Below are 21,444 nucleotides of genomic sequence, written 5' to 3'. Positions count from 1 at the left end.
AGCTTGTCGAACCGGGTTCACTGCTCGTTCAACAAGCTTTTATATAAATTCTACATATTCTTCTTAATTGCATCTACCGTCTGTCTATCGCAGGCTGTTACAAGTTTGATGAGCATTTCCTTAGCAGCAGCATAATCATCAATATGAATGATAGAAGCGTTTGTATGAATGTAGCGGGAACAAATTCCGATAACCGCTGACGGAACGCCGCTGTTCGAAATATGAACCTTGCCTGCATCTGTTCCCCCGCCGGATACAAAATATTGATATGGAATATCATGCGTTTCAGCCATATCAAGAACAAATTCCCTCATTCCGCGATGCATGACTGTCGTTCTGTCAAGAATACGCAGCAAAAAGCCTTTTCCAAGCTGGCCAAATTCATTTTTGTCTCCGCTCATATCGTTTGCCGGGCTGGCATCAAGGGCGAAAAATAAGTCCGGTTTAATCATGTGAGAAGCCGTCTGTGCCCCCCTTAGCCCGACTTCTTCCTGAACCGTTGCACCCGCATAGAGCGTGTTCGGAAGCTCTTTACCTTGTAATTCCTTCAAAAGTTCAATGCTCAAACCGCATCCGTACCGGTTATCCCAAGCTTTTGACAAAATTTTCTTTTCATTCGCCATCGTCGTAAACGGACAGACAGGCACGATCTGCTGTCCCGGTTTTATGCCGATTTTGATGGCGTCTTCCTTATCGTCCGCTCCAATATCGATCATCATGTTTTTGATATCCATCGGGCGGTTTCGCTGCGCATCTGTCAATAAATGCGGCGGTATGCTTGAAATCACACCCGGAACCGGCCCGTTATCTGTTTGAACTTCAACCCGCTGCGCAAGCAAAACCTGACTCCACCAGCCTCCGAGTGTCTGGAATCTGAGCAGCCCGTTGTCTGTGATGGAGGTCACCATGAAGCCGACTTCGTCCATGTGCCCGGCTACCATAATTCTCGGTGCACCCTCTGCGCCTTGTCTGACTCCGAAAACACTTCCCAGTCTGTCCTGAACGATGTCATCGGCATATTTGGCTAGCTCCTGCTTCATAAAAGCACGAACCTGATGCTCGTTGCCCGGCGCGCCGGGAAGCTGCGTCAGTGTTTGGAAAAGCGCTTTCGTTTCTTGATTCATGTTTTCCCCTCATTTCTATGTAGTCCTTTTATTTTATTAGAAACAATCAAGTTTTCCAAGCACCCTGACCGAATCTGCTCAATCAGCCGCGTATTGCTTAACAGGTTTTGGCTGTTTCTGTATAATGAAAAGTACGATCAACCAGGAGGTGCTTTATTTTGAAATTGCGTCATCTTCTTTTAGGAGCAGGACTTGGAATTTGTACGGCTGTCGTTGTGAAACAATATGTGATGAAGCCTTATATTTCTTCAGAAAAAGCGCTTCGAATTGTAAAATCCGCTTTTAAGCAGCGGGGCCCGATTGACGGATCATGGATTTACACCCAGCCGGAGCCTTACAATATTAACGGAGAAACGGTACAGGTATACAAAACCGGCATTACACGATCAGCTTTCGGAGAATTAGAACAGTATGAAGTCATGGTGGATGCGAAAACGGGGGAAATTGTAGATGTCATTGATACAATCGCTTCTTAACACCGGACAAGCATAAAATAGAAGCCGCTGCCTATGCAGCGGCTCTTTTTTATTATATCGCGCGAATCGGTTTGTATACCGGATACCACATCGCATCCTGCACAGCCTGTATAATGTCTTCAGGCTCTTCTGTCGCGATGCCTTCCTTCATTGCGGTTTTTGCAACTTCAACCGCAACGGTTGCCGATACAGTCCGCAAATCCTCTACTTTCGGAAGCATCGGCGCGCCAGGCACCCCAACATTGACCATACTTGCGATCGCCCGGGCGCATGCTTCAAACATGCTGTCTGTAATTAATTTTGATTTGGTGACAATCGTTCCAAGACCAAGCCCCGGGAAGACAAGCGCGTTGTTCGCTTGGCCGATATGATACGTTATGCCATTATACTCCACTGGCGGGAACGGGCTTCCTGTCGTGATCAGCGCACGGCCTTCTGTCCATTCGATTAAATCCTCCGGCTTTGCTTCAGAAAGAGTTGTCGGATTTGACATTGGCAAAATCGCCGGCCGTTTCACATGTGACGCCATTTCTTTGACAATTTCTTCAGTAAAAGCACCTGAAACCGTAGACGTCCCGATCAGGATTGTCGGTTTCGCCTGACGGACCACTTCAAGGAGATCAATGCCTCCGCCATCTCCATTCCGCTGATAATCCTTCACTTCATCAGCCGAACGGGCATACGGCTTTTGGAAATCAAGAAGCTGATCCATATCATCTGTCAACAGTCCGTTTCTGTCTATGCACCAGAAGCGCTGATATGATTCTTCCTCACTCAGCCCCTCACGCACCAATGCTTCCCGCAGCTGTTCGGCAATTCCGATTCCAGCCGTTCCTGCTCCGAATATAACAACTCTGTGATCCCTAAGCGGAACTTTAGACGCTTTTGCACAGGATAAGACTGCCGCCAAAGAAACAGCGCCTGTCCCTTGGATATCATCATTAAACGTACAAACTTTATCTTTATAGCGTTTCAAAATGCTGCGCGCGTTTTTCGCTCCGAAATCCTCCCAATGCAGCAATGCATTCGGAAATGTTTCTCTCGCCAGCGCAACGTAGTCGTCAATAAATTGGTCATAGCGTTCCCCGCGCACTCTGGAATGCTGGTTGCCGACATAAAGCGGATCGTTCAGGAGGCTCTCCTGATTTGTCCCCGCATCTAAAACAACAGCAAGCACTCTGCTCGGATCAATGCCCGCAGCCGCCGTATAAACCGCCAGCTTGCCGATAGAAATCGCGATTCCTCCGACGCCCCAGTCACCGATTCCTAAAATTCCTTCCGCATCAGTTGCAACTATTAAATCGATCGTATCGCTTTGATCTTTATACTGTTTAAAGGCTTCTCTCATACCGTCCGGGTCATCGATTGACAGATAGAGCCCTCGTGGTTTTCTATATTCATGGCTGTATCTCTGGATGGCCGTTCCGACTGTCGGTGTGTAGACAATCGGAAGCATTTCCCCTAAATGGTCATTTAACAGGCGGTAAAACAGCGTTTCATTCCGATCGTGCAGCGCCGTTAAATAAACATTTTTGCTCAAATCGTCTGGCTGTGCGGAATATTGCTCATACGCTCTTTTCGCCTGATCATCAATTGTTAATACCTTAGGCGGCAGAAAGCCTTTTAAACCAAGTTCTTTTCTTTCTTCCTCAGTAAAAGCGACACCTTTGTTCAAAAAAGGAACAGAGAGCACTTCAAGGCCTCTTAATGTTGTTTGAATGTCTCCTTCGTTTGTTACTTTGAATTGTTTCACCCTGCCTCTTCCTTTCTGAGCATAATTAGTACTAGGTTTGCATTATTAGCCGGAAAACATGCAGGGTAAACATAAAAATATGCTATTGCTTCATTCGCTTGACTGACTCTTTGATCCTTCCGTCCTCCTCCCATTGAAGGGCGCGATACTCGGCATCATGATAAAAGATAAACCAAGCGTCTTTTTCTGCTGCGAACGCCTGCCATTTCTGCTTTTGCGGAATAGAGGTCATCGGGTAATCATCATAAGCCAGAACCCAAAGCGGATTGCGGTGGGCATGCGTCGGCATCAGATCTGCCATATGTACAGCAGTTTCACCCGCATCCTCGCATATCAGGACACTGTGTCCGTCGCTATGGCCTCCGGTGTGATGCATGGTAATCCCCTCTGTGATGGTTAAAGAATCCTCAAAGGTTTTGACTTGGCCGGCTACAGCCTCCCAATTTTCCTTCCAATACGTATTTTTCGACCGGATATTCGGATGGCGCATTTCATCCCATTCGACAGCTGATGTATAAATCACCGCATTCGGAAAGACAGAGACGAGCCGTTCACCTTCATATTCCGTTAAACCGCATGCATGATCAAAATGAAGGTGTGTCATTGCGATCACATCTATATCGGCAACCGTTAACCCGAGTGCAGCTAATGATGGTTTCACATTCGACTCTTGTGTCACGCCATAGTTCCGTTTTTGTTTATCAGTCAGCTTGCCTGATCCAATTCCGGCGTCAACGATGATATTAAGCCCATCTTTTTGAATCAAAATGGGGTCTGTCCTTAGTTCAATCTGGTTTTTTTCATTGACTGGGTATTTTTTAGACCAAAGCGGCTTTGGAACGACGCCGAACATCGCCCCTCCATCCATATGCGTCACGCCTCCGTCAAGCCAGGTCAACGTGATGTTTCCAATTTTCATTGTTTCCATTTTCATCCCCCCTGTCATCATGGTAGCAAACGGGCCATAAAAAAAACAGACTCCTGCCAGAGTCTGTCTTTACGTTCTCCATTCAACCTCAGCCCGATAGATCGGCTGGCCGAGTGCAGAGAATTTTTCTTCATATTCTGTCATAATATTGCCTTCCAGGTTGCTGTTATGCAAATCGAGACTGACGTATGTCAGCAGCAGGCCGTACTCAGAGAAGCTCTTCAAAGAGTACTCAAACAAACCGCGGTTGTCGGTTTTAAAATGAATCGCTCCGCCTTTTCCCATTACTTCTTCATATTTTTTGAGAAAGTGGGAGTATGTCAGACGGCGTTTTTCATGCCGTTTCTTCGGCCAAGGATCAGAAAAGTTCAAGTAGACCCGTTTCACTTCACCCGGCTCAAACACATCCGTCAGCGTGTCCGCATCTATATTCAGAAGCCTTACATTCTGCGCTTCGCTGTCTTTTACTTTTTGGACGGCTGTCACGATGACGCTTTTAAATAACTCAATACCAATATAATTGATGTCGGGATTTTGTTTGGCCATCCCAGAAATAAATTGACCTTTTCCTGTACCAACCTCGATATGGATCGGATTGTCGTTGCCAAACACTGTGTTCCATTTCCCTTTATAATCAGCAGGGTTGCTGATGGCAATATCTGCGTTTTCAGCCAAAAAGTCATCAGCCCAAGGCTTGTGGCGCATTCTCATATGATTGACACCTCTATCTATTATTTCGACTAACAACATACCATGAATTAAAAAGACCCGCAAGCTCGTTTTTCCAGTGTATCTCTCTTAAGGCCGAGTGCATAAAAAAAGAGGGTCCCGTCTGCTGGAACACTCCTTTCACATGTATAAAAACGCTCTGTTTTGAACAATTTAACCCGTATGATACTGAAGGGATGTGTACCGATATGGGTTTACATTATGAGCATCAAGTTCATTTATTGAAGGATATCTTGACTGACCATCAATTGGACTGCTGCGGAACAGTCGCAGAGTACGAGCAGCTTGAGCGTGTGATTAAATCACTGATGGCAAACACCGAGCTTGATTCAAATTTTAAAAACGTGCTTGAGGATGTTTACCGCTACAGCCAATCAGGAATATCGTCCAAATCCATCGACTCACACATACAAGAGCATCAGAACAGCCTGTCTCAATGGGTAGAGCAAATGGATTCGTATTCCTGATTAGTCAACAATTCGTTTCATGAGGATATGCAGTTCTTCCATTGCATCATGAAATTCCTTGTCATTGCCTTTTGCTTTATGCCAGGCAATGAAAGTGATTGTTTCAGATAACACATACCAAGCCATTCGCAATCGAAGGCTTTCTGTCAACTCTATGCCGTACATGCTCAGCCAGCTCTCCCAAGCTGGCTTTTCGACGTAGTGGTACAGCAAAGGTCCGAGGTCCATCGCCGGATCAGCGATCATGGCGCCGTCCCAGTCAATTAAATACAGCTGGTTGTCTTCAGACAATAGCCAGTTATTATGATTGACATCACAATGGCAAACGACTTTCTCACCGAAATGCACTTCATGCAGGTGTTCTTCCAAATACTTGATCCCTTCTTGAATCAGCGGCGAAGATTGCTGCACAGCAAATACAGCCTGCTTCAGCTGAGACAAAAGAGCCCCCGGGTTCAGCGGTTCTTTTCCAAGTCTCTTCAGCATGTCCAGCAAGGCTTTTGATGTGTGTATTTTACGAAGCAATTCAGCAACGGGCCGTCCGCTCATGTCTTTAGGCTTCAGCTCTCTGCCGGTCATCCAGTGCTGGGCCGTAATGACGTCCCCATTTTCCATCCGTTTTGTCCAAACCAGCTTCGGAACAATGCCTTCGGCGGATAAAACAGCTAAAAAAGGTGAGCTATTACGTTTTAAAAAAAGCTGCTGCCCGTTATGTTTCGCATAATATGCATCTCCTGTAGCTCCTCCGGCGGGGAAGATCTCCCAATCGCTACCTAGTAATTGTCCCAACCAGTTCATATCAATGTTCAACCCATCATTTCTTAAAATATTTTAGAATAAAGGCGAATCGTCTCTAGTCTATCCAGCGAGCGCCTTTTTCGTACGAATCGTATGAAAATAAAAAAGACAGCTATTGAGAGTCTCATATGCTAATCAATAGCCGTCCTTTAAATTTTAGCGCTATAGCACAAACTTCGTCAAGCAAAACTCTTAAGATCTGATGCTAAATATAAGATAACTGTTCCGATGCCGTTTACTGCAACCGTTTTCTTAATTTCTGCGGGGTCTTGCTGAAATCCTGATGGATCACATAAAAGCCGATATGGTTTATCGTTTGGCAGCCTCCACTCGACAGAGTCCGGACTCGCATGATGGATAACAATGATATCTTTCCATTCGTCAACCTTGTCGAGATCATAAAGCCTGTATGCGATAAAGTGTTCTTTTAGCGTCAAACATTCAAGATGGCGCCGGATGTCTGCAGCGGACCTGAGACGGAATGCGGGATGCGCTTTTCTCAGCGAGATCAGCCTGCGGATATAGTCAACATCTTCTTTGAACGTTTCACGCCGATCCCAGTCCAACTCGTTGATGCTGTCACTGGATTGATAGCTGTTTTCCACTCCCTGCTTCGTCCGGAAAAATTCCTGGCCGCTGTGAATAAACGGCACCCCTTGGGCTAGCAAAATAATTGCGGCTGCAAGCCTTTGCCTGCTTCGCTTTCGGCTGTCATTTTCTTGAGGAAGCGCGAAGCTCATTTTATCCCAAAAGGTGTGATTGTCATGTGATTCAACATAATTGATGGACTGGCTTGGTTCCGGAACAATCGGTGCCAATGCCTTCCATCCGGAAGAGCCGGCAATCCCGTGCATAACAGCTTGCGCTGATTCACCGCTGCCGAGTGCAAACCCTGCTGCCATGAGGTGAAAGGTGTTCCCTTTTACAGCGTCACGAAACATATCATTAAAAAAACCGATACCGGGCATTCTTGGTGCGTTCGCCAAAGCAGCTTTCTGTTCATGCGGCAGCGGTGTAGCCAGATCCCATCCTTCTCCAAAAAGCAGGATTCCGGGCTTTGCCTTAATTGCTTTCTCTTTCATATAAAGCACGGTGTCAATATCTAAAATGCCGAGCAGATCAAAACGGAAGCCGTCGGCATTGTATTCTTCAAGCCAATAGACCACGCAATCCGCAATGAACTTTCTCGCCATCCTTCTTTCTGATGCAATATCATTGCCAACGCCAGTGCCGTTTGACGGCATCCCAAATTCGTCGTGCCGGAAAAAATAACCTGGCACTGTTTTTTCAAAGGGTGAATTCTCGCGATGATACACATGGTTAAAAACAACATCCAGAATGACTCGCAGACCGTGCTGATGCAGGGTATTGATCATTTGTTTCAGCTCTGTTTTTCTCGTTTGAGGATCATGAGGGTTTGAGGCATAGCTTCCCTCCGGGGCAAAGAAATGAAGCGGGTTATATCCCCAATTATAAGCATCAAGCGGCTTCTCTTCATCAACTCCGGCAAAATCGTTCACCGGCAGTAGCTCGACGTGTGTAACACCAAGCTCTTTTATATACGCCAGTCCAGAAGAACTGCCAATTGCGGTTTGTGTATCAGTTTCCGTTAATGCTAAGTATTTTCCCTTGTTGATCATGCCGCTGTTTTCATGGATGGAGAAGTCGCGAAGGTGCGTCTCATAGATGACGGCATCCACAGGGTTTGAGAATGGCTTAAGCGGAGCAGTCCATTTCATTTGATCCGGGCGCAAGACGACGCCCTTCTCTCCATTTACTGTCACGGCCTTTGCATACGGGTCAACGGTTTCCGCCCACTCTGAATTGTTGCAGATGCAGAACACATACTCGTACCCGTGGAGGTCACCCATGACCGTAACAGCATAGACGCCCTTTTCCAAGCGAGTCATTTGGAATGTGCGCCCGCCTTTATTGGGGTGTGAAAGCTTGACAGCAGCTGAGGTTGCAGCAGGCGCCCATACTTTAAATACGGTATGATCCGCAGTATAAACGGCGCCGAGCTCTCCGTCATAATAAAATTCGTCATCAAATGCAGCCGTCCGGATGACCGCGCCAATTTGGAGATCGGTTTTGTGGCCGCTGGATGCACTGACGAAATGGATTTTTCCAAATGTCACAGGATGGTCGGATACGCAGATGTACTTGTATTTCGCTTCAAGGGAGTATTCCTCCCTGACAGCCAGAGGAAAATCTGTTGTTTCTGTCTCAAGCCGAAACGGCGGTGTCATGATTTCTTTTTGTTCAGCAGGAATCAGGACGGTAATGATATTCATGTCATCGACATACGCTTCGAAGCTGCGGCGGATGCTGACCATCGGAAGCTCTCTCCTCCAAACACGTTTATGTTTTGATCCTGAGGGGTGCAGGACTAGATGCCAGACGAAACGGGGTAGTGCCCATGATTTCTCCGTCAGCATGAAACGGGATTTTGTCCTTCGTGTAAAACGTAATGTCTTTTGCTTTAAACATCGTAACGCCATCCATCTTTGTATGTTTTCCAAATGCCATCAGACATAAAAGCCAATATTTTTTCAAAAACGGCTGGTTTTCAACGATTACGATGTCAAATGTCTTCTCGCGGGGATTTGCTAGCGGCGCCGCCTTCATGCCTCCCCCGTAAAACGGATGGTTGGATACAACCGCAAACCAGACATCATGAAATTCATGCGTCTCGCCTTCCGTTGTACAAGCTAACGTAAACGGCTTAAAGGTTGCTGAGGCGTGCAAATGAGAAAGCGGATACACTAGAAATCGAAGGCGGAGAAAAAGAAAAACCCGTCTCAACGGAAATTCCATCACCTTTTTATTGACATATGCGTCAAAACCAATCCCGATATGATTCATAAAATAGAGAATTTGTGATTTATCCTGAAGGAAATTGACGCTCCCTAAATGAAAGGTTCTTGTTAGCGGACGCTTTACCTTCTTAATTTCCTGTATCAGGTCGATTTTTTTAATAGAAAATCCCCGTGAGAAATCATTATACGCGCCCGCTGGCACAAAGCTCAGTTCAATATCGTCTACATCCTTCAGGCCGTTGACAACTTCATGCATGGTTCCGTCTCCGCCAATGACGATCAGGCGCTTCAGCTTATATTCCTGTATCGTTGAAATCTGTCTGGCGAGCACCTCGGCGTGTCCCGGATGTTCAGTTAAAAACGAACGGTGCTCAACCTTTCGTTTGATCAATTCCTTTTGAATGGACTTCCAAACACGCAGGCCGTTTCGATGTCCTGCTGTCGGATTAATAATAAAAAACCAATGGCTCATCTTTCTCACCTGCTTATGTTATGAGAAAACCGCTCAAATCGTTCTCTTTTACTCCAGCCACTCTTGTCTGCGATGGGAGTCAGACATGCAGTAAGACAATAGAGCCTTCGCAGCCTTTACCTGATGGTGTTTGATCGGAGCAGTGTTTTTCTTCTGCCGCTCAATCCATTCTTCCGCGCTCCGCTTATCCGCAATTTCTAAGCCATATGGCGGCTCAGGGTAATCGATGTACGACGTTCTGCTCAGAAGCAATTTTCGAACCGGAATCTCGGCCTGTTTTTCCTTTACGATCTTTGACACAACAGAGTCCGTGCGAAACAGGCTCAGCCCTGGATTTAACACTGATGCAGTCTGAGAGGCTGTTTTCTTGTCCCAAAAACGATTTTTAGACCCTATGTAGACACTGTCTTCCTCGGCCTCTAAAATAGAAACGCAATAAATTTCCAGAGGAGAAATAATCACAATGCTTAATTCAACCGCCGCCTGCTGAATTCTCAGCACAGGCTTATACATAATGAAATAAGAATCGGGCAGCTGTTGGGTCAGATAACGCAAAATGCGGTCCTGCTTCACCTGGTTTGAGAGTTGAGATATTTCTGAAAGAGTAGAGCTTGCCCATTTGAGCTGAAAATCATATAAATGTCTTTTATAAAAAGAAGCAAGCGCCATCCTGCTCTTCGGGAGCCTTACATGAATATCTTCTTCATCCTCAAACCATTGGTGTCTCTCTTCTTGTATATCGGCTTTTATCTCTTCTTTTCTTCTTTTCAATGAAAATTTTTTTCGTTTTTGCGCCGGTTCCGGTTCTCCAGCACTGGCTTGCCTTTCTTCTTGCTGGCGTTCCGCCGCTTCTACCAGTGAAAGCCAGCGCTCTTTTTTCAGCCGTACAAACTGGTTGATATAATGGTACGGATCAAGCTCATATCTCGATATATAATCATGAATTTTGATGATTTGTGCCATGTTTGTTTCTCCACTCCGCAATGAATTAAGATAAATGAAATTTGAATATTTCCTCGTATTTTGGTGATTGGTTCAAGTGTATTTGAAAGAGCGAAAACCGCTCAGCCCTCATCGAAACCTCGCCGCTTTCAAACGGAACATGAGCCGGAAATCCTTCTTCGCCTTTCCATTTTCTCGCCAGCGTCATATGAGGATGATACGGTCTTTTTTCCACTTGAAAACCAGCCTGAAGCACAGCCTGCTTTGTATGTTCCCTCAGCCTTTCAAGCGTGTTGTTTTTCTTAGGCTCCAGGTGTAAAACGCGCGGCCTTTTGCGGTCGCCGAATACATCTATCTTGCCAAACTCAATTGAAAATGGATCGGTTTCTGAAGCAATCTCGGCTAGCGAACCTTCAAGCTTCTTTATTTGTGTCTCATCCGCCGCTCCGAGAAAAATTAACGTGATATGATAGTCAAGCGGGTGCACCCATTTTTGAAACGTCAATACCGGCTCGTTTTTCGCAGCCTGGTAAATCGGGTTTGCAATTCCCTCAGGTATGGGAACGCCGATGAAATAATGAGGCCGTATATCTGGCATCCGTCTGACACTCCCTTCTTTAACAGCTATTATTTTATCAATAAAGAGGCTGTGCGGATAGAGGAACAGTGTATGAAAACACTCTCGCACAAACGTTTATTATGTTAGGATATTATATGACACTTGTTTTATTCAGAAAGGAATGACAATGTTGAAAATCGTTGAAAACACAGCTGATCTGATAGGAGATACACCGCTAGTGAGATTGAACCGGCTTCAGCCGGAAAATGCGGCACAAGTCTATTTAAAGCTTGAATTTTTCAATCCGAGCGGCAGTGTGAAAGACAGAGCAGCTTATCAAATGATCATAGAAGCTGAACAAAACGGTTTGCTCAAGCCGGGATCAGTTATTATAGAGCCGACAAGCGGAAATACCGGAATCGGGCTCGCTATGAATGCGGCAGCACGTGGATATAAAGCAATCTTAGTCATGCCTGATACGATGACGAAGGAACGGATCAACCTGCTTAAAGCTTACGGCGCAGAGGTTGTATTAACTCCCGGAGAGGAAAGAATGCCGGGCAGCATTAAAAAAGCGAAGGAGCTTGCCGAACAAATTCCGAACAGCTATATTCCAATGCAGTTCGATAACACTGCCAATCCTGATGCGCACCGGAAAACAACGGCGCCTGAAATTGCCCGGGCAATAGAGGAAATCGGAAAACCGCTCGGCGCTTTTGTAGCCTCCTCTGGAACGGGCGGAACCATTACCGGAACAGGTGAGGCGCTCAAAGAGCTTTTTCCGGATATCACGGTTCATGTTGTTGAGCCAGCGGGTTCGCCTGTATTATCCGGCGGAAAACCCGGCGCGCATAAACTTGTAGGAACGAGCCCAGGCTTTATACCGCCGATTTTAAATGAAAACGTTTATGATGAAATTATCAAAATCTCTGATGAAGACGCATATACAACGACAAGACGGCTTGCTGCTGAAGAAGGAATTCTTGTCGGCCCTTCATCAGGCGCTGCCTGCTTCGCGGCAATCGAAACAGCGAAACGCCTCTCTCCTGACAAAGTTGTCGTCTGCATGACAGCCGATACAGGAGAACGGTACTTATCAACTGATTTATGGTCATTTATTTAAAAAAAGGACTGGCTTCAGCAGAAGCCGGTCCTTTTATTTTGCAAGCTCGTAAATGGCCTGCGCATATAATGCTGTCGATCTAAGAAGGTCATCAATTTCAATATATTCATCCTTTTGATGTGCGCTGTCAGGGCGTCCGGGGAACAGCGGGCCGAAGGCGACACCGGCTTTTAGCGATCTGGCATACGTCCCTCCGCCGATTGAGATTAAGTCAGCTTTTTTACCCAGCTGGCCTTCATAAACCTTTTGCAGGGTTTTGACTAGCGGATGATCTGCTGACACATGATGCGGCTTGCTGTCTTTGAATTCGCCCAGCTCAAATTCAGTTGCGCTTTCGAATACATCCCGGATCGCTTTGCTTTCTGCTGTCACAGGATAGCGGATATTGATCCCGAGCTCGCCTCCTTGCCCTTCTATATAGCGCAGTGTTCCGACGTTTAATGTCAGCTCACCGCTGATTTCATCCTCACAGTCGATGTTCAGTTTCTTTCCTCTTGTATCACCTGAGAATTTGTCTGTCACCACTTGCACAAACCGCAGTCCTGCATCGTCAAGCTCAGTCTGCTGCAGAAATTCGCACAATAAAATGCCGGCATTGATCCCATTGTTCGGTTCCATCGCATGGCAGGAAAGTCCGTACATACGCAAAATGAGCTGTCCGTTCTCTATTTCAGCTTCTCCTTTTTGATCCGTCGTGCGGAGCATGTCTTTAAATGAAGACAGAATCTCTTCTTTTTTCGGCCCTTCAATGACGGCTTCAGCAGCGTCAGGCACCATGTTCAAACGGAGGCCTGACTGAAACGAGACAAGCACTGCCTTTGGCTCGGCTTGATTTGAGACATGCGGGATAAGTAAAGAAGCATCGATAATCCCTTTTTCCGCGTTAATAATCGGAAAATCGGCGTCAGGCGCAAAGCCAAGTGTTGGCATTTCTTCATGCTTGAAGTAATGCTCTACGCATCTCCAATCGCTTTCTTCATCTGTTCCGATAATCATTCTGACTCGCTTGGACAGCGGCAAATTCATGTCTTTTACGATTTTCAGCGCGTAGAATGCTGCCATTGTCGGGCCTTTATCATCAATGGCCCCTCTTGCATAAATCCGCCCGTTACGGATTTCAGCTGAAAACGGATCACTCGTCCACCCGTCTCCCGGCGGCACGACGTCAACATGGCAAAGTACGCCGACAATGTCATCGCCCTCGCCCCATTCAATATGACCTGCGAAGCCATCAAGATTTTTTGTTGTAAAGCCTTCTTTTTCTCCAAGCTCCAGCAGTGAAGTCAGGCTGGCGTTTACCCCTTCTCCAAACGGTTTGCCCGGTCCGGCGGTTGTTTCGTCCATGACACTGTTGATTCTCAAAAATTCCTGCGTATCACGAATTAAATCCTCTTTTCTTCTGATCACTTCAACTTCCCAGTTCATAATGATCCCCTTTCCGCAAGAAATGACTTGCAAAAACCAAATAAAACGAATAATATTAATGGTGTTTTGTTAAAACGTTCGTAATTGGAGGATACTATGTTTCATCTAAAAGAGCAGCAAACATCCATAAAGCAAGAAATCATAGCAGGGCTGACGACCTTTTTCACAATGGTCTATATCGTCGTGGTCAATCCGGTCATTTTGGCTAACGCCGGGGTTCCTTTCGACCAGGTTTTCACCGCAACGATCATTGCCTCCATTGTCGGAACGCTGTGGATGGCCCTGGCAGCAAATTATCCGATTGCTATTGCGCCCGGCATGGGCTTGAACGCATATTTAGCCTTTCATGTCGTAAGCGCAAGCGATGGCGGCATCACATACGCAACAGCTTTCAGTGCAGTATTTACAGCAGGGGTTCTCTTCATTATTTTATCGTTAACGCCTTTAAGAAAACAACTTATAGAAGCGATTCCAAACAATTTAAAATACGGGATCACAACAGGGATCGGGCTGTTTATTGCTTTTATCGGTTTGCGTCAAGCGGGAATTGTGGCAGCTGATGAATCAAACCTGGTTACTCTCGGCAATCTGCATTCACCGGGTGTCATTTTAACACTCGTCGGCCTTTTGATCAGCGTGGTCCTGATGGTGCTGAATGTAAGAGGCGCTTTATTTATTGGAATGGCAGCTACCGCTTTGATCGCCTTTTTTACCGGACAGCTTCATTTTTCAAAGGGATTTATGTCGTTTCCTCATTTGCCGGAAGGATTGATGATCTCAAATCCATTTACCGCTTTTGGCGACGTCATTCATCACGGCCTGTACGCTGTCGTCTTTTCTTTTCTATTGGTCACCATTTTTGATACGACAGGCACAATGATCGGAGTAGCAGAGCAAGCAGGGCTCATGAAAAACAATAAGCTGCCGAACGTGCGAAAAGCGCTGCTTGCTGATTCAACCGCGACAACAGTAGGAGCTGTGTTCGGCACAAGCCCGACGACGGCATTTATCGAATCTTCCGCAGGCGTCGCAGCCGGGGGAAGAACGGGGCTTACAGCTTTGACTGTGGCGGTGATGTTTGCGGCTTCAATGTTTTTCAGTCCGCTTGTCAGCGCCTTGTCCGGCATAGCTGCCATCACCTCGCCTGCTTTGATTATTGTAGGCAGTCTGATGATGGGCTCAGTTTCCAATATGAACTGGAAAGAGATGGATGAAGCATTCCCAGCGTTTCTCGTCATTTTGGCTATGCCTTTGACATCGAGCATTTCTACAGGAATCGCGCTTGGCTTTATTTCGTATCCGATTGTAAAAGCGGCACGGGGAAAATGGAGAGAGATTCATCCGCTCGTTATCGTTTTCGCCATACTGTTTTTCATCCAGCTGTTTATTTTATAACACATAAAGAAAACCCAAACGCTCAGTCGTTTGGGTTTTTTATGTGAATAATAAAGAGACGGCGGCCGCAAAAAAACAGCAGGCGGCAAACGCATAGTGCAGAGTGTTGATACAGCTTTTTCTGGCCCGGTAATATTCATCACTTTCCATATCAGTTCCAATTAAAAAAGGGGCATCCATGACCTTGTCAAAAATAAGCGTCAGGATATAACGGCAAACACCTGTATAAACCAGAAGCGCTATCACCTTCAGCCAAATCGGGGAGACAAAAATCAAAATCGTAAAGGCCGACAAAAGCATGTACATTTCCCTCATATACTCGCCATTCCTCAGCATGACTTTAAAAAACAATTCCTTATAGCCAGTGCAGATCGTTCGCCTTTTAAATATCCTTTTTGAATTGCGGTATAATAACGGTTTTCTTCTCATCCTGTCTTTTACTTTTGGCATTCCCGCCTCCTGGCTCATCATCATCACAAGTCCTGCAAGGGCAAGCCTTCTTTTTTTCTCTTCAGTCACCTCAGCTTCAAAACCCGTAAGCGTGGCTGTCTTTTTCAAACTGCGGACGGCTGAGAAAAGCAAAAATAAAATGCCAAAAAGCGCAAGCAAGTGCCACTCAGTCAAAACAATCAAGATAGCAGAACCAGCAAAAAGAATAGCTCTTGCAGAGATATCGCCAATCCATCTCGAAATGGAGCGCGGCTTTCTGATCCTGTCTTGCTTTAAGGATAAAAAGAACATATGAAGGCCAAATAAGTAACATATTAGAAGCGCGCTTTCTGCGAATGTGATGTGAACAGAATGACGGATTAAAGGAAAAACAACGAAAAAGAGCAGCAGCCATTTGGCCAGCGTGACCAAAAAAGAATACAAAAGCGCATACCGTTTTAACTGATAGATTATTTCTTTCTTTTGCAGCAAAAACACTTTGTCCGCTTCCATTAAAAATGTGCGAATCGAGCCTGTAAACATGATCAGCACACACACAGCATACAGCCATCTCCATTCCGCCACTTCAGACCACTCATAAAGAAGGCCTCTTCCGTCCATCAAATCAATATACTGATAGACGACAAAAGCAAGCGCCGGCAAAACGATATAGAGAGCGACTGTCCAGTCAATGACCGCATGCAATACCTTAAACTGATACCTGTAATAGTCAAACAGCCTCCGAAAAAAGAGCGTACGCCCGTTCATGGCCGATCACCTTGAACTGCCTTATAAAAACAGTCAAGCAATGACTGCCCCTCTAATCCGGTCTTGTCCTGAATATCTTTTAACGTGCCTTGGAGAAATAAAGAACCTTTCTCAATCATGTAAAACCGGTCACAGATCTTTTCCGCGGTATCGAGCACGTGTGTACACATGAGAATGCCGGCTCCCCGTTCTTTTTCAGCTTTAAGCATGTCCACAAAACGTTTCGTCGATATCGGATCAAGCCCGATAAACGGTTCATCAATCACATAGATATCAGGCTTAGAGAGAAAAGCCTGGATAAGCATCAGTTTTTGCTGCATGCCTTTTGAAAAGGTGACAGGCAGCTCATGCCTGACATGATCAAGCGAAAACGTCTGCAGCAGGCTTTGGGCCCGTTGTGCAAATTCACTCTCTTCAATGCCGTGGAGTGTGCTGATCAGATCCAAATGCTCCCACAGCGTCAGTTCTTCGTAGAAGGACGGATGCTCCGGAATATATGCAAATGAACAGCCGTTCCAGGCAATTTGCCCTTTAAAATCTTCTGAGAGGCCGAGTATCGCCTTCATTGCGGTGCTTTTTCCGGCGCCGTTAGCTCCGATCAGCCCGACTAGCTCCCCTTTTCCGACTTCCAGAAAAACATCGGTGAGCACTTTTTTACGGCTTGTATACCCCGCCTGTTCTATTGAAGCTTCAAGTAAATTTGTCAAACTCACCCACCTCCAAAATTTACTACGAAACAGAATAAAAAAAGTTTCTTTAAGCATAATAATATTGAGCCGGAATACATAGTAATCCAACAAGGATGGCTGCCCAACGAGAATTGGAAAAAATTAATAGGAGTTATCCCTAGATTCATTACTGCAATATCGTGTATAATGAGGGCGAATTATTTTAACAATTACAGATGTCTGCCTTTGTTGCTATTTCGTACGCAGTTGATAGTCGTGAGTTGTGGTTAGTCAAGTCCATCCGATCTTATGATAGGGAGTGGTTTTTTGAAACCTTCAACAAACCGTATGCTAACTCGAATCAAATCAGTTTACATGTTTATCCAAGAAAAAGGTCTTGTGACAACGCAGGAACTGGTTGACGAATTCGGCATTACACCTAGAACGATTCAAAGAGACTTAAATGTGTTGGCATATAATGATCTTGTTCATAGTCCAAGCCGTGGCAAGTGGGAGACAACGAGAAAGAAAGTAAAGATTACCTCATAAATTGAAAAATTACATAGGGCCGCCTGTGAGCGGCCTGATAGATACAGGGCGAAGAAACTTCCGAGCCTTGTTTTTGTGCGCTTATAAATAAAACCCCGCATTCGTATGCGGGGTTTTTTCATGCTTGCGGTTCATTGAGCCAATGAAGTTCTTCCTCCGTAAGCTCCCGGTATTCTCCGGGTGCCAGAGCGGGATCCAGGGAAACGCGCCCCATCGAAAGCCGCTTCAGATAAACCACTTCATTGCCTACAGCCTTTGCCATCTGCTTGACCTGATGGTATTTTCCTTCGGTAATTGTCAGATATATCACAGTATTGCCATTGTCGTTTGTTTTGATTTCCGCTTTTGCCGGCTTTGTTTTATAGCCGCCTTCTATGTAGACACCCGTTTCCAAATCGGAAATGTCTTCCGGTGAAATCTGTGATTTTAAATGGACTTCATACGTTTTTGGAACATGCTTTTTAGGAGAAAGGAGCCGATGTGCGAGCTGGCCATCATTTGTGAGCAGCAAAAAGCCCTCTGTATCTTTATCAAGCCTGCCGGCGGGAAATGGCTCAAATCTCATCTCCTCCGGCGTCAGCAGATCGATCACCGTTTGCTGCCGGCTGTCCTCGGTCGCCGACAGCACGCCTTGCGGTTTATTCATCATAAGATAAATGAACTCGCGGTAATCAACCGGTTCCCCGTATACGGTAACCTCCTGTGTATCAGGATCAACGTGCGCCTTTACATCTTTGGCCGGTTTGCCGTCGATCATAACGGCTCCCGCCTTCACAACGGCTTTGACTTCTTTTCTGGAACCATACCCGCTGTTGGCAAGCAGCTTATCAAGTCTCATTCCTCATCTCTCCTTTATAAAAGAAAGCCCGCAGCATGCGAGCCCTCTGTTTCATCATATCTTGTTCATCAGCCCGCATGTCTGCCTTTCTTTAAGAAACCCGGCAAACGGCGACCTAAAATTTTCTGCAAAAATCCTAACCGGTAGCCGCAATACAGGTAAACAGCACCGCCAACAGCGGCCGCAATTACCACAACAATCGCAGCTTGCAGCTGGCCATCCTGATAGGAAATAAAGAAGCTTAATACCCACTGTACGATTTTCACGGCAATACCCATAATAGCTGATAAGACCAGCATCAAAACAGTTCGTTTAACCAGTATCTTATACGAATAGCCTGCATGGCGCTTAATCATGATAAATCCATATAAAAGGGAAGCGATATATCCAAGAGCCGTCGCTAAAATCGCACCGTCAGCCTGCATCAGCTTGATTAGCGGAACATTCAGCACAAGCTTGATCACGACACCGATCACAAGGCTGACAACCGCAAATTTTTGTTTATTGATGCCCTGTAGAATGGCTGCATTGACCGTAAACAAAGAGAACAAAATCGCGACTGGGGAATACCAAAGCAGAATGTTTGCTCCCAGTTCAGGATGAAGGCTCTCTGACCCGTAAAAGAACGTATACGTCGGTCCTGACAATAGAGAGATCCCGACAACAGCCGGAATAATTAAAAACAGGATCGTCTGCATCGTTTGGTTAATCTGCTGATTTAACAGCTTATAGTTTGCGCTTGTAAACGATTCAGTAATCGTTGGAATTAATGTCAGTCCGAAAGCTGTTGCAAGGGAAACCGGGATCATCACGAGCTTCTGCACATACAGGGTTAGAATCGCCAGCATGTCCTGGCTGATGGCTTGATGGCCGGCTTCAATCATCGCTTTGTTAAACGTATTTGTATCAATATAGTTATACAAAGGGATGGCTAGTCCGACAAAAACGTACGGAGCAGCATAGCTGAACAGCTCGAAAAACATTTTCTTGTAGCTTAAGTTTGCTGTCGGTCCCGTATTCGGCATCATCGCCAGCAGGCTGCCCTTCCGTTTGTTCCAATAAATATACAGCACGACCAGCCCTCCGAAGGCACCGATCAGCGCTGCGAAGGTCGCATAGCCGACAGCGATGACAAGGCCGCCGTTGAAAACCTTCAAAATCAGGTATGTCGCACTCAATAGAAAGATGATGCGGACAATCTGTTCAACGACTTGGGATACAGCTGTAGGACCCATCATTTGGTGCCCTTGGAAGAATCCGCGGACAAGACTCATAATCGGTACGACCAAAAGCGCTAAGCTGACCATGCGAATGACATAAACAACATGATCAATTGTCAGGCCGTTATTATCCTTGCCTCCCAGCGATATTTCCGCAAACATCGGAGCGGATAGATACAGAATGAAAAAGGCAATCATTCCAGTGACGAGCATAACCGACATGCCCGCCTTGAGCATTTTTCTGCTTGTCTCATAATCCCCTTTGGAATTATATTTGGACACAAATTTAGAAACAGCCGCCGGAAAGCCCATCGTAGCAATATTCAAAAATAAAGTGTATTGGTTGTATCCGTATTGAAATAATGCACCGCCTGTCGCCCCGACCATAATGCTGAAGGGAATTAAATAGACCATTCCCAGAATTCGCGATATATATGTACCGAGCGTTAACACAAACGTTCCTCTTAACAGTTTGCTTGACATGTTTCTTCATCACCATTTTCTACGAAGATTCAACTTTTCTATTTTACCACAACTGGGCATTTAGACGGTAATAAATACAAAAGCAATCCTGTGAACATTCGTATCCGCTGCAAAAGACGTTTAAGGAGCGGCTTTCTTTCGCTATAATAGTACTGCGGACGGGATGTCCGCATACGAAACGAAAAGAAAGTTGATGATAAAGATGAAACAATATGACGTAATCGTAATCGGCGGTGGCCCTTCAGGCTTGATGGCTGCGATTGCAGCAGGGGAGCAGGGCGCTGGCGTTTTGCTGATAGATAAAGGAAATAAATTAGGGCGGAAACTCGCGATTTCCGGGGGCGGCCGCTGCAATGTGACAAACCGCCTTCCTGTGGAAGAAATTATTAAGCACATCCCCGGCAACGGGCGTTTTTTATACAGCGCGTTTTCTGAATTTAATAATGAAGATATTATCAAGTTTTTTGAAAACCTTGGCATTCAATTAAAGGAAGAGGATCACGGCAGAATGTTTCCTGTGACCGACAAAGCCCAAAGTGTTGTTGACGCGCTGTTAAACAGGCTGAAGCAGCTCCGTGTAACAATCAGAACGAACGAGAAAATTAAATCTGTTATATATAAAGATGGACAGGCGGCAGGGATTGTGACGAATAATGGCGAAATGATCCATAGCCAGGCTGTCATTATCGCTGTCGGCGGCAAAAGTGTGCCTCATACCGGAAGCACGGGAGACGGCTATGAATGGGCTGAAGCCGCAGGCCATACCATAACAGAGCTGTTTCCGACAGAGGTACCCGTCACTTCTGGCGAACCGTTCATTAAGCAAAAAACACTTCAGGGCTTATCACTAAGAGATGTAGCCGTCAGTGTGTTAAATAAAAAAGGCAAACCAATCATCACACATAAAATGGACATGCTGTTTACCCATTTCGGCCTCTCAGGTCCTGCCATTCTCAGATGCAGCCAATTTGTCGTGAAAGAGCTGAAAAAACAGCCCCAAGTTCCAATCAGAATTGACTTATATCCGGATATCAATGAAGAAACGCTTTTCCAAAAGATGTTTAAAGAATTGAAGGAAGCACCGAAAAAAGCCATTAAAAACGTGCTGAAGCCCTGGATGCAGGAGCGCTACCTCCTATTCCTGCTTGAAAAAAACGGCATCTCTCCGAACGTATCGTTTTCTGAACTGCCAAGGGACCCTTTCAGACAATTTGTAAAGGACTGCAAGCAGTTTACTGTTCTCGCAAATGGCACACTGTCGCTTGATAAGGCATTTGTCACGGGAGGCGGGGTATCTGTAAAAGAAATCGACCCGAAAAAGATGGCCTCTAAAAAAATGGAGGGGCTTTACTTTTGCGGAGAAATTCTGGATATCCACGGCTACACAGGAGGATACAATATCACCTCCGCCCTAGTAACAGGAAGGCTTGCGGGGCTCAATGCCGGTCGCTTTGCCCGCTCCTGACCAGCCTTTTCAAT

General features: G+C 45.8%; 20 protein-coding genes. 6 read left to right on the top strand and 14 right to left on the bottom strand.

Annotation, left to right across the window (positions count from 1 at the left end):
* Positions 1-50: 50 nt before the first annotated feature.
* The gene (locus QA442_RS06965; protein WP_014665019.1) at positions 51-1,124 is read right to left on the bottom strand and encodes a M42 family metallopeptidase; all 1,074 of its coding nucleotides are present in this window, start codon (positions 1,122-1,124) and stop codon (positions 51-53) included.
* Positions 1,125-1,282: 158 nt separating this feature from the next.
* Between QA442_RS06965 and QA442_RS06960 the strand changes: the two genes are divergently transcribed.
* Positions 1,283-1,600: a PepSY domain-containing protein gene (locus QA442_RS06960; protein ID WP_014477682.1), complete on the top strand. Its 318-nt coding sequence runs from the start codon at positions 1,283-1,285 to the stop codon at positions 1,598-1,600.
* 52 nt (positions 1,601-1,652) lie between these two features.
* Here QA442_RS06960 and QA442_RS06955 read toward each other — a convergent pair whose 3' ends face one another.
* The 3 genes from QA442_RS06955 to trmB form a co-directional block, all read right to left on the bottom strand.
* Complete coding sequence (locus QA442_RS06955; protein WP_095432443.1) at positions 1,653-3,353, bottom strand: NAD-dependent malic enzyme; 1,701 nt, start codon at positions 3,351-3,353, stop codon at positions 1,653-1,655.
* Positions 3,354-3,435: 82 nt separating this feature from the next.
* Positions 3,436-4,281, bottom strand: coding sequence for a YtnP family quorum-quenching lactonase (locus QA442_RS06950; protein ID WP_168781205.1), 846 nt, complete (start codon positions 4,279-4,281; stop codon positions 3,436-3,438).
* 69 nt (positions 4,282-4,350) lie between these two features.
* The gene (trmB, locus tag QA442_RS06945; RefSeq protein WP_014665023.1) at positions 4,351-4,992 is read right to left on the bottom strand and encodes a tRNA (guanosine(46)-N7)-methyltransferase TrmB; all 642 of its coding nucleotides are present in this window, start codon (positions 4,990-4,992) and stop codon (positions 4,351-4,353) included.
* A gap of 206 nt (positions 4,993-5,198) precedes the next feature.
* On the opposite strand from trmB, the gene QA442_RS06940 reads away from it, so the two are divergent.
* Positions 5,199-5,477: a YtzH-like family protein gene (locus tag QA442_RS06940; RefSeq protein WP_003237926.1), complete on the top strand. Its 279-nt coding sequence runs from the start codon at positions 5,199-5,201 to the stop codon at positions 5,475-5,477.
* Here the strand turns inward: QA442_RS06940 and QA442_RS06935 are convergent, their stop codons facing one another.
* The 5 genes from QA442_RS06935 to thpR all read right to left on the bottom strand — a co-directional run bounded on the left by QA442_RS06935 (position 5,478) and on the right by thpR (position 11,106).
* A complete protein-coding gene (locus QA442_RS06935) occupies positions 5,478-6,275 on the bottom strand; it encodes a phosphotransferase family protein (protein ID WP_009967993.1) in 798 nt (265 codons plus the stop codon).
* 179 nt (positions 6,276-6,454) lie between these two features.
* Positions 6,455-8,611, bottom strand: a complete 2,157-nt coding sequence (gene pulA / locus QA442_RS06930; protein ID WP_095432444.1) for a type I pullulanase — start codon at positions 8,609-8,611, stop codon at positions 6,455-6,457.
* Between the two features lie 25 nt (positions 8,612-8,636).
* Positions 8,637-9,566 (bottom strand): YegS/Rv2252/BmrU family lipid kinase, encoded by a 930-nt coding sequence (locus tag QA442_RS06925; protein WP_095432445.1) that lies wholly within the window; start codon positions 9,564-9,566, stop codon positions 8,637-8,639.
* Positions 9,567-9,614: 48 nt separating this feature from the next.
* Entirely contained in the window at positions 9,615-10,529 is a 915-nt protein-coding gene (locus QA442_RS06920) for a hypothetical protein (RefSeq protein ID WP_095432446.1), read from the bottom strand.
* Positions 10,530-10,554: 25 nt separating this feature from the next.
* A complete protein-coding gene (gene thpR / locus QA442_RS06915) occupies positions 10,555-11,106 on the bottom strand; it encodes an RNA 2',3'-cyclic phosphodiesterase (protein WP_095432447.1) in 552 nt (183 codons plus the stop codon).
* Positions 11,107-11,254: 148 nt separating this feature from the next.
* On the opposite strand from thpR, the gene cysK reads away from it, so the two are divergent.
* Positions 11,255-12,190 carry a cysteine synthase A gene (cysK, locus tag QA442_RS06910; RefSeq protein WP_069150091.1) on the top strand — a complete coding sequence of 312 codons (936 nt, stop codon included), beginning with the start codon at positions 11,255-11,257 and terminating at the stop codon, positions 12,188-12,190.
* Between the two features lie 33 nt (positions 12,191-12,223).
* Here cysK and pepV read toward each other — a convergent pair whose 3' ends face one another.
* On the bottom strand, positions 12,224-13,615 hold the full coding sequence (gene pepV, locus QA442_RS06905; protein ID WP_095432448.1) for a dipeptidase PepV: 1,392 nt from the start codon (positions 13,613-13,615) through the stop codon (positions 12,224-12,226).
* 96 nt (positions 13,616-13,711) lie between these two features.
* Here pepV and pbuO point away from each other — a divergent pair, with 96 nt between their 5' ends.
* Positions 13,712-15,010 (top strand): hypoxanthine/guanine permease PbuO, encoded by a 1,299-nt coding sequence (gene pbuO, locus QA442_RS06900; RefSeq protein WP_095432449.1) that lies wholly within the window; start codon positions 13,712-13,714, stop codon positions 15,008-15,010.
* A 39-nt stretch (positions 15,011-15,049) separates the two neighbouring features.
* Here pbuO and QA442_RS06895 read toward each other — a convergent pair whose 3' ends face one another.
* On the bottom strand, positions 15,050-16,207 hold the full coding sequence (locus QA442_RS06895; RefSeq protein ID WP_071581131.1) for an ABC transporter permease: 1,158 nt from the start codon (positions 16,205-16,207) through the stop codon (positions 15,050-15,052).
* Positions 16,204-16,914 (bottom strand): ABC transporter ATP-binding protein, encoded by a 711-nt coding sequence (locus QA442_RS06890; RefSeq protein ID WP_071581130.1) that lies wholly within the window; start codon positions 16,912-16,914, stop codon positions 16,204-16,206. Before QA442_RS06890 ends, QA442_RS06895 begins: the two co-directional genes overlap by 4 nt.
* A gap of 288 nt (positions 16,915-17,202) precedes the next feature.
* Here QA442_RS06890 and QA442_RS06885 point away from each other — a divergent pair, with 288 nt between their 5' ends.
* Entirely contained in the window at positions 17,203-17,424 is a 222-nt protein-coding gene (locus QA442_RS06885) for a DeoR family transcriptional regulator (protein WP_003152337.1), read from the top strand.
* A 118-nt stretch (positions 17,425-17,542) separates the two neighbouring features.
* Here the strand turns inward: QA442_RS06885 and QA442_RS06880 are convergent, their stop codons facing one another.
* Together QA442_RS06880 and murJ are read right to left on the bottom strand one after the other, a co-directional pair.
* Positions 17,543-18,262: a pseudouridine synthase gene (locus QA442_RS06880; RefSeq protein ID WP_071577002.1), complete on the bottom strand. Its 720-nt coding sequence runs from the start codon at positions 18,260-18,262 to the stop codon at positions 17,543-17,545.
* Between the two features lie 68 nt (positions 18,263-18,330).
* On the bottom strand, positions 18,331-19,965 hold the full coding sequence (gene murJ / locus QA442_RS06875) for a lipid II flippase MurJ (protein WP_040082102.1): 1,635 nt from the start codon (positions 19,963-19,965) through the stop codon (positions 18,331-18,333).
* Between the two features lie 202 nt (positions 19,966-20,167).
* On the opposite strand from murJ, the gene QA442_RS06870 reads away from it, so the two are divergent.
* Positions 20,168-21,430, top strand: a complete 1,263-nt coding sequence (locus QA442_RS06870; RefSeq protein ID WP_071581177.1) for a BaiN/RdsA family NAD(P)/FAD-dependent oxidoreductase — start codon at positions 20,168-20,170, stop codon at positions 21,428-21,430.
* The last annotated feature ends 14 nt before the right edge of the window (positions 21,431-21,444 follow it).

This window comes from Bacillus stercoris (assembly GCF_029772985.1).
Classification (GTDB): Bacteria; Bacillota; Bacilli; order Bacillales; family Bacillaceae; genus Bacillus; species Bacillus stercoris.
This window is presented reverse-complemented; position numbering and strand designations above follow the sequence as displayed.

What these genes read in the sequence shown, in the direction of transcription:
- QA442_RS06895 (WP_071581131.1), bottom strand. Translation starts at nt 16,207, where the DNA reads ATGAACGGGCGTACGCTCTTTTTTCGGAGGCTGTTTGACTATTACAGG.
- thpR (WP_095432447.1), bottom strand. Translation starts at nt 11,106, where the DNA reads ATGCCAGATATACGGCCTCATTATTTCATCGGCGTTCCCATACCTGAG.
- QA442_RS06965 (WP_014665019.1), bottom strand. Translation starts at nt 1,124, where the DNA reads ATGAATCAAGAAACGAAAGCGCTTTTCCAAACACTGACGCAGCTTCCC.
- pbuO (WP_095432449.1), top strand. Translation starts at nt 13,712, where the DNA reads ATGTTTCATCTAAAAGAGCAGCAAACATCCATAAAGCAAGAAATCATA.
- pulA (WP_095432444.1), bottom strand. Translation starts at nt 8,611, where the DNA reads ATGGTCAGCATCCGCCGCAGCTTCGAAGCGTATGTCGATGACATGAAT.
- QA442_RS06950 (WP_168781205.1), bottom strand. Translation starts at nt 4,281, where the DNA reads ATGGAAACAATGAAAATTGGAAACATCACGTTGACCTGGCTTGACGGA.
- QA442_RS06920 (WP_095432446.1), bottom strand. Translation starts at nt 10,529, where the DNA reads ATGGCACAAATCATCAAAATTCATGATTATATATCGAGATATGAGCTT.
- QA442_RS06925 (WP_095432445.1), bottom strand. Translation starts at nt 9,566, where the DNA reads ATGAGCCATTGGTTTTTTATTATTAATCCGACAGCAGGACATCGAAAC.
- cysK (WP_069150091.1), top strand. Translation starts at nt 11,255, where the DNA reads ATGTTGAAAATCGTTGAAAACACAGCTGATCTGATAGGAGATACACCG.
- QA442_RS06870 (WP_071581177.1), top strand. Translation starts at nt 20,168, where the DNA reads ATGAAACAATATGACGTAATCGTAATCGGCGGTGGCCCTTCAGGCTTG.
- pepV (WP_095432448.1), bottom strand. Translation starts at nt 13,615, where the DNA reads ATGAACTGGGAAGTTGAAGTGATCAGAAGAAAAGAGGATTTAATTCGT.
- QA442_RS06935 (WP_009967993.1), bottom strand. Translation starts at nt 6,275, where the DNA reads ATGAACTGGTTGGGACAATTACTAGGTAGCGATTGGGAGATCTTCCCC.
- QA442_RS06940 (WP_003237926.1), top strand. Translation starts at nt 5,199, where the DNA reads ATGGGTTTACATTATGAGCATCAAGTTCATTTATTGAAGGATATCTTG.
- murJ (WP_040082102.1), bottom strand. Translation starts at nt 19,965, where the DNA reads ATGTCAAGCAAACTGTTAAGAGGAACGTTTGTGTTAACGCTCGGTACA.
- trmB (WP_014665023.1), bottom strand. Translation starts at nt 4,992, where the DNA reads ATGAGAATGCGCCACAAGCCTTGGGCTGATGACTTTTTGGCTGAAAAC.
- QA442_RS06880 (WP_071577002.1), bottom strand. Translation starts at nt 18,262, where the DNA reads ATGAGACTTGATAAGCTGCTTGCCAACAGCGGGTATGGTTCCAGAAAA.